Annotated in this window: 6 protein-coding genes and 1 pseudogene; 2 read left to right on the top strand and 5 right to left on the bottom strand. The window is 52.8% G+C overall.

The features are described 5' to 3' along the window. The coding region (locus tag ABF824_RS15545; protein ID WP_415489884.1) for an amino acid permease at positions 1-345 on the bottom strand (345 nt) is incomplete at its 3' end. A gap of 10 nt (positions 346-355) precedes the next feature. Further along, on the bottom strand, positions 356-1768 hold the full coding sequence (locus tag ABF824_RS15540) for a gamma-aminobutyraldehyde dehydrogenase (protein ID WP_415489883.1): 1413 nt from the start codon (positions 1766-1768) through the stop codon (positions 356-358). Positions 1769-2065: 297 nt separating this feature from the next. Between ABF824_RS15540 and ABF824_RS15535 the strand changes: the two genes are divergently transcribed. Beyond that, a complete protein-coding gene (locus ABF824_RS15535; protein WP_415489882.1) occupies positions 2066-2968 on the top strand; it encodes a LysR family transcriptional regulator in 903 nt (300 codons plus the stop codon). Between the two features lie 14 nt (positions 2969-2982). Here ABF824_RS15535 and ABF824_RS15530 read toward each other — a convergent pair whose 3' ends face one another. Together ABF824_RS15530 and ABF824_RS15525 are read right to left on the bottom strand one after the other, a co-directional pair. Next, positions 2983-3156 (bottom strand): hypothetical protein, encoded by a 174-nt coding sequence (locus ABF824_RS15530; RefSeq protein ID WP_415489881.1) that lies wholly within the window; start codon positions 3154-3156, stop codon positions 2983-2985. A gap of 54 nt (positions 3157-3210) precedes the next feature. Next, complete coding sequence (locus tag ABF824_RS15525; protein WP_415489885.1) at positions 3211-3420, bottom strand: transposase; 210 nt, start codon at positions 3418-3420, stop codon at positions 3211-3213. Between the two features lie 43 nt (positions 3421-3463). On the opposite strand from ABF824_RS15525, the pseudogene ABF824_RS15520 reads away from it, so the two are divergent. After that, positions 3464-4109, top strand: a pseudogene (locus ABF824_RS15520) (IS3 family transposase); the annotation flags it as partial. 25 nt (positions 4110-4134) lie between these two features. On the opposite strand, the gene ABF824_RS15515 reads toward ABF824_RS15520, so the two are convergent. Next, positions 4135-4670 (bottom strand): hypothetical protein (locus tag ABF824_RS15515; RefSeq protein WP_415489880.1); only part of this gene is annotated, 536 nt, incomplete at its 5' end.

Genomic DNA, 4670 nt, shown 5'->3' with positions numbered 1-4670 from the left:
GCTATATATCCATCCTGCCATCCAAGCCCAAGCCTTGCCTCCCAACCGTCTTGCCCAAGGATAAAGACCCCCCGCCAGTGGGAATTGCGATACAACCTCACAAAACGTAAGACAGACAAAAAACTGCCCTATCGCTGCGATAAGGTAGGACCAGATCATAGGGGGACCACCAGCCAGTATGCCGGTGCCGAAAAGCGAATAGACTCCCACCACAGGGGAAAGATATGTAAAGCCGAGAGCAAAGTTTTCCCACAGGGACATAGAGCGATCAAAATTCGCTTCGTAACCCAGAGAATCAAGCTGATCGGCATCCGTGTCGGGAACGTTCCGATTGGTTTCGCCCATGCTGCGCCCCCTAATCCAGACGGACCATGATATGTCGGGGAACGGTAAAGTCCTCCAGCGCATACATGCTCAGATCTTTGCCATATCCGGATTTACGAAATCCGCCATGCGGCATTTCATTCACAATCATGAAATGGCAATTTACCCATGTACAGCCATAACGTAATGCCGATGCGAAACGCATGGCCTTACTTACGTCCCTCGACCAGACCGATGAGGCAAGACCATATTCGGAATCATTAGCCCAGTGGAGGGCGTCTTCCTCCTCCTTGAAACGAGACACCGAAATGACAGGCCCAAAAACCTCCTTGCGGACGATTTCATCATCCTGTCTAGCCCCAGCTATGATTGTTGGTTCATAGAAAAAACCATGTGTGCCGGCGCGCCCACCAGTTACGATTTCGATATGGCTTTGCTGGCGGGCACGTTCAACAAAGGAACCCACGCGGGATTGCTGCCGCGCGGAAATAAGGGGGCCGATCTCGTTTTTATTGTCGTCCGCATTTCCATATACGATCTGCCGGGCGGCACTGGCCAGTTTGTCCACTAGTCTCTCGTATATGGCATCGGCTGCATAAACGCGGCAGGCTGCAGTGCAATCCTGTCCGGCATTATAATAACCGAAAGTGCGCAGACCTTGGACAACCAGATCAAGATCAGCATCATCCAGCACGATAACCGGTGCTTTTCCACCCAGTTCCAGATGAGTGCGTTTGATTGTCTTTGTGGCCGCCATAAGCATTTTCTGGCCAGTAGCAATGTCTCCCGTAAGAGAAATCATATCAATACGGGGATCATCCACCAACTGCTGTCCAACCGTACTGCCCTGACCAACAATAATATTGACGACGCCGGGGGGCAGGATCGCCGCTATGACTTCGCCCAGAGCAAGTGCACTGAGCGGCGTCAGTTCGGACGGTTTAAGGATGACAGTATTGCCGCCTGCAATGGCTGGCGCAATTTTCCATGCGCTCATCATCAGCGGGTAATTCCACGGGGCGATCGATGCTACCACGCCAATGGCATCACGCCGGATCATGGACGTATGGCCTGCCAGATATTCCCCCCCAACCGCGCCGGCCATACAGCGGGCCGCCCCGGCAAAAAACCGGAAGCAATCTACTGTGGCTGGGATTTCATCCTGAAGAGCAAGATGACAGGGCTTTCCACAATTTTTTGCTTCAATCTGTGCAAAATAAGCGGCACGGGCCTCAATCGCGTCGGCAATACGCAAAAGATAGAGACTTCTCTCCATTGGGGTCAATCTTGACCATGCGGGAAATGCTGCTTTAGCTGCCGTAACTGCCTGTTTTACCTGCTCTGAATCTGCGGCTGCGATGTTCTGTATTACTTTCCCATTTTTAGGATCGATGATTGTATCTTCTTGAGATGCACCCGAAACCAGATTGTTCCCAATGAGCATACCACCCTCTTTGAAATATGAAGATCTTCACGCTACGCAACCCCATCGGTGACAACCAGACCATTTAATAGAAACGACCATTCGGAAAATGAAATAGCTAGCTCCCTCATGTCCCGTTCTACGGTTAATTTGGCTAGGCTTCGGTCCTTTTTTTGCAATAATGAGACATATGTTTTGTTGTCAGAACGTATTTTCCCAGCTTAAGATCGTCTCACTGGAAAAAACCGAATGCTCGTCCCGGCGGAATGACGCATCTCCAACCGGTTGCATAACGGAACAAAAGCAAGGGTTCATTGTATGAGCATTACGCTGCGCAACTTGCGGTATTTTGTCGGTGTAGCAGAAGCGCGCTCGATCGTAGGCGCTACTCTTATCCTTAATATTTCGCAGTCTGCCGTTACAGACGCCATCAAGGCGCTGGAGGGAGAACTGGGGGCTATTCTGTTTGAGCGTCATGCACGCGGCATGCACCTGACCCATGCAGGGCACCAGTTTCTGCGTCATGCCCAGCGGATATTACAGGATGTGCGTGAAGCCAAGCAGGCCCTGTCCATACGCCCCGATACATTATCGGGTGAACTGAACATTGGCGTGACGCCGCTTGTAACCGGCTATATCCTGCCGGCGCTGCTTGACCGCCATCGTCGGGTCTTTCCCAAGGTCAGCATCAATGTGGTGGAGGATCAGCGTAGCTATATTGAACATCTTCTGGTGAATGGCGAGTTGGATGTGGGCCTGCTCATGGTTTCACAGATGGAAAACCGTCAGGCCCTGGATGCCAGTCCCATAGCACGATCAACCTGGCGGGTCTGGTTGCCGGTCAATCATCCACTCACGCGGCAGAATACAATCAGCCTGGCATCTCTGGCTAACGAAGCGATTATCACAACACGCCTGGAGGAACTTGAAGATGCAACGCTTCCGTTCTGGCATGCCTCCCGTATCAAACCGCATACGATTGTCAGGACGACCTCCATTGAAGCAGTGCGCAGTCTTGTTAGTCACGGTGTTGGGATCACAATTCTGCCTGACGTGTTTTATCGTCCGTGGTCATTGGACGGGGAAAGAATCGAATGGCGGCCCACGAAAGAAAATATCCCTGCACTTGAAATCGGCGTGGCATGGCGTGGTGGCAATGTCCTGAGTGAACCAGCACAGCATTTTATGATGCTGGCGCGTGAATATGCACAAGTCCATTAGAGTATCCGTTGTGATCAAGGTGCTTTTAGGGTCCAGGTTTGGTCATCGCGCAACAACGCATTGGCAAGGAACACGAGTTCGCGCAAGACTGCGGTGATAGCGAGCTTGGCATGCTTGCCGTTGTCAATGAGCCGACTGTAGATCCGCTTTGAATCGGGATTGAACCGCATGGCGACGAGAGCGGGCATGTAGAGCGCCTGCCGAATACAAGTGCGTCCACCCCTTATGAAGCTTTTTCCCTGCTACTTGCCGGACTGGCGTGTGACGACGGGTGCCAACACAGCAAGAGAGGTAGCCTGCGTTTCATCCATGGCTCCAAGTTCAGGCATATCGGCAAGAAGCGCCTGGGCTGTGACATGGCCCAGGCCCGGAATGCTCAAGAGAATTTCACGTCGACGCGTCAGGACGGGATCTTCTCCAATAATAGTTTCAATGGCTGCGTCCCGTGACATGACTTGCGCGTTGATCTGTCGCAAACGATGCCGGGCATGGTGCTTGACCATGGAACTGAGGGAAGCCGGGCTTGATGTCGGAGAACGTCGCGTTGGCCGCCTCATGAAGGACAACGGGATCTGGCCCGTGCGCACCCGTCACAAGATCACGACCGACAGCCACCACCAGTCTGGCATTGTGGCCAACCTTCTGGACGGCGATTGGTCCCAACCGGAAATGGGCGGGCGATATCAGCTCTATCTGGACTGCCGAGGGTTGGCTCTATCTGGCTGTCGTCATCGATCTGTTCAGTCGTCGCGTGATCGGGTGGGCCGCAAGCGACTGGATGAAAAAGGATCTGGCCATTCGTGCCCTGGATATGGCGGTACGGCTGCGTAACCCGGCGCCCGGCTGCATTTTCCACTCCGATCGTGGCAGCCAGTATGGCTCCCATGATTTCCAGAAAAAGCTGCTGGCCCAGGGGCTGCTGGCTTCAATGTCCGGAAAGGGAAACTGTTTTGACAACGCTGCCGTCGAAACGTTTTTCAAAAGCCTGAAGGCGGAATGGTTCTGGAGACAGAACTGGCTAACCCGCCGTCAGGCGACTGCCGCCATCTTCCAGTATATCAATGGTTTCTACAATCCACGGCGACGCCATTCATATCGGGGCGGTATCAGTCCCCTCGCTTTTGAAGCAAGAGTGGCATAAGCACTTCCTGACCGGCACAAAACCGTTACAAGTCCTCGGCTGTCTTGCACTCCTCTATGGCTTGGTCGAGAAGATCGAGCGCTCGAACTCTTTTCTCCGCAGAGCTGGCAATCAAGAACGAGAAAAGAGCGAAGCTGGTGGCAATTATAATCATCGCCCAGATAGGTGAAGGCCATTTCTCAAGTATTTGTTCTTTCATATTCGATTGCCATGCGGTGATAGCCGCGCCGACAGCCAGCCATGCCAGACCCGCTTTGGCGGGATTCCCACCGAGCAGGGTAGCCCGACCGGTCAGACCCTCGAACTTCCTGGCGTAGGTGCGGCGTGCGGTTTGCAGATCAGCCAGCGTGCTGCGTTTGAGACGCTCGATATATGTGCGATCAGCATCCAATTCTTTCTGTGCGTAAAGCAGCGGCCATTCGTGTACATCTCGGAAAAAACCTACAACATCCTTCAGGGCCAGGAGAGAAATAACGACGAGCGATGGAATTGTAGAAATTTCTGCACCTAAAACAATAAAGAGAATGATGGAATATGTGGCACTCTCTTTTTTGAGAAATG

Origin of the sequence: Acetobacter sp. (genome assembly GCF_047721705.1) — a bacterium.
In the GTDB taxonomy this organism is placed as follows: domain Bacteria; phylum Pseudomonadota; class Alphaproteobacteria; order Acetobacterales; family Acetobacteraceae; genus Acetobacter.
Note: the sequence above shows the minus strand (reverse complement) of the source record. Positions and strands in the feature narration are given on the sequence as shown.